Genomic DNA, 2,375 nt, shown 5'->3' with positions numbered 1-2,375 from the left:
ATCCCGGCCTGATCACAAGTTACGTCATTGTCGCGAACTATCAAATCTACGCCAGCACCGTTCACTAGATTCGCTCTGGTCCATTGATGCGTCGTTGCCTGCAGGGTCAACATCAACAACGCGAACTTGCCAGAGCATCCGCCTGTTTGCCTTCCTGCAAGCGCTGCGGTTCAATCACCCGCCAATCGTCGAATGGGTGGTGACAAGCATGCACGTGGAGCGACTCTGCATTTCACAACGGTTTCGCGGACCGCCAAGATCTGGCAACGGGGGCTATGTCTGCGGCCGGATCGCCAGCCATCTTGATGGCACGACGTGCGTGCGGCTCAAGGCACCACCACCATTGGACATCGAGCTTCGACTCGAAACTTCAGGCGAGGTTGCACGCCTGTTCCATGACGACAAGCTGATTGGAGAAGGCAACAGCGCGCAACTGGATTTGCAGGTTCCGGCAAGTCCGACATTTGAGCAGGCCGAATCCAGCAGCCATTCGTTTGTCGGCTTTCACGACCATCCGTTTCCCGGCTGTTTTGTCTGCGGCCCCGAGCGCGAACCCGCCGACGGGTTGCGCATCTTCCCCGGGGCGACCGGTGAATCCAGCATCGTTGCAGCACCGTGGACCCCCGATCCATCGCTGGCGGATGAAGACGGATTCATCCAGCCCGAATTCCTCTGGTCTGCGCTGGACTGCACCGGAGCCTTCGCCATCCTTCCAGTGGCGAGTGAAATTGCCATCGTGCTTGGGGAGCTGACCGCGTCGATCATCGGCACCGCCAGGCACGGCGAGCATCTGGTTGCTGCCGGCTGGAAACTTGGCGTGGAAGGGCGAAAGCATTTCGCCGGTTCGGCCATCTACAACGCCGCAGGCGAGGTGGTTGCCAAGGCAAGGGCCGTATGGATCGAAGTGCCCCGCGCACACTGGCACTAAGGCAACTTGAACAGCGTTGCCCTAAAGGCGCACTCGTATTGAACTGATTCTTGAAGCACGAAGCAAGGGGAATGTCCTGACCATGAATCTTCCAGCTGCATTCTTCCTGCGCATCTGCGCAATAGCTGTTCTCGTGCCAATGGCCGTCACTGCGTGCAAGTCGGAGAGCGGCCAGATTGACGAAGCGAAAATGCAGGCATTCGGCCGGAGTTATACAGATGCCTGGAGTAGCCAGGATCCGGCGCGGGTCGCGTCCCATTTCGCCGAGAACGGATCACTTCAGATCAATCAGGATCCGCCTTCGATGGGGCGCGCTGCACTGACTGCCACCGCAGCAACTTTCATGAGGGAAATTCCGGATATGGTCCTGAGCATGGACGGGCTCAGCGCCGAAGGAAATCAGTTCATCTACCGGTGGACACTACGTGGCACCAATACGGGACCTGGCGGAAGCGGCAACCGCATGAACATCAGCGGTTATGAGGAGTGGACGATGAGTCCGGCTGGCTTGATCCTCGAATCGAAAGGCCATATGGATCTTGACGACTACCAACGCCAGTTGACGGCGAACACGGCGGAATCTTCGCCCGCGCTCGATGCGGAGCAAGAGTCCATTGTCGCTGTCGTCCAGGCTTTCTTCGACACCATGGCCAGCAAGGATGCCGTGGGCGCAGAGCCACTGCTGATACCCGAAGGCACGTTTCATTCCGTTCGGGAACTGGATGGCAAGACCGTAATCAGGACCTTCACCAACCGGTCATATCTCGATGAGTTGCCTGGGGAGACACCGCGCTTTCGCGAGCGCATGTGGAACCCGGAAGTACGCATCCATGGCTCCGTTGCAACGCTGTGGACGGCCTATGATTTCTGGAAGGATGGGACATTCAGCCACTGCGGCATCGATGCGTTCGACCTGGTCAAGATCGATGGCCACTGGAAAATAGCGGGTGGCGTCTACTCGGCCGATAGCGACTGCGACCCCAGTCCACTGGGCCCGCTGAACGATGTCGAATCCGAAGTTCCGTAATCAATTGCAGGTTCGCTCCGTGTGCGATTCATTCGCTGAGCAGCGAATCGCACACGGGGCAAACATCACTGGTCCAACGTTGGCCTAGTAAGGCTGGACCGAGTAGACGACGGTCGAGCCTTGCAGCATCGGGTGATAGGAATACCCGCCGCATACAAAATTGGCCCCGTCCGCAGGGCAGCCAGGCGGAAGCGAGGCGACGAGACTTGGCCCAGCTGCAGGCGGTGGCGCGTAGGCGGCAGAGCCGACCGCAGCAGCGGTTCCAACCACTGCAGCCGTTCCCACTACAGCCGCAGTAGCAGCGCCCGTATACGCGATGGTTCGACGCGTCGTTCTTCTAGCCACGCCGGCGTAGCTCACTGGTGTAAGTGGACGCCCGATCCTGGCTTCGGCACTGGATATGAACTGGAAGCCAGAGCC

The 2,375-nt window shown here is 59.1% G+C and carries 3 protein-coding genes; 2 read left to right on the top strand and 1 reads right to left on the bottom strand.

Features of this window, described 5'->3' with window-relative positions; all coding sequences use genetic code 11:
- Positions 1-199 precede the first annotated feature (199 nt).
- Both WBP53_RS12265 and WBP53_RS12260 read left to right on the top strand, forming a co-directional pair.
- Positions 200-928 carry a PaaI family thioesterase gene (locus WBP53_RS12265; protein ID WP_423929323.1) on the top strand — a complete coding sequence of 243 codons (729 nt, stop codon included), beginning with the start codon at positions 200-202 and terminating at the stop codon, positions 926-928.
- An 82-nt stretch (positions 929-1,010) separates the two neighbouring features.
- The gene (locus WBP53_RS12260; protein ID WP_423929321.1) at positions 1,011-1,955 is read left to right on the top strand and encodes a nuclear transport factor 2 family protein; all 945 of its coding nucleotides are present in this window, start codon (positions 1,011-1,013) and stop codon (positions 1,953-1,955) included.
- An 84-nt stretch (positions 1,956-2,039) separates the two neighbouring features.
- Here the strand turns inward: WBP53_RS12260 and WBP53_RS12255 are convergent.
- Positions 2,040-2,375, bottom strand: a 336-nt coding sequence (locus tag WBP53_RS12255; protein ID WP_423929319.1) for a hypothetical protein, incomplete at its 5' end; no start/stop codon positions are given.

The sequence above is a fragment of the Dokdonella sp. genome, from assembly GCF_049593775.1.
In the GTDB taxonomy this organism is placed as follows: Bacteria; Pseudomonadota; Gammaproteobacteria; order Xanthomonadales; family Rhodanobacteraceae; genus Dokdonella.
Note: the sequence above shows the minus strand (reverse complement) of the source record. Positions and strands in the feature narration are given on the sequence as shown.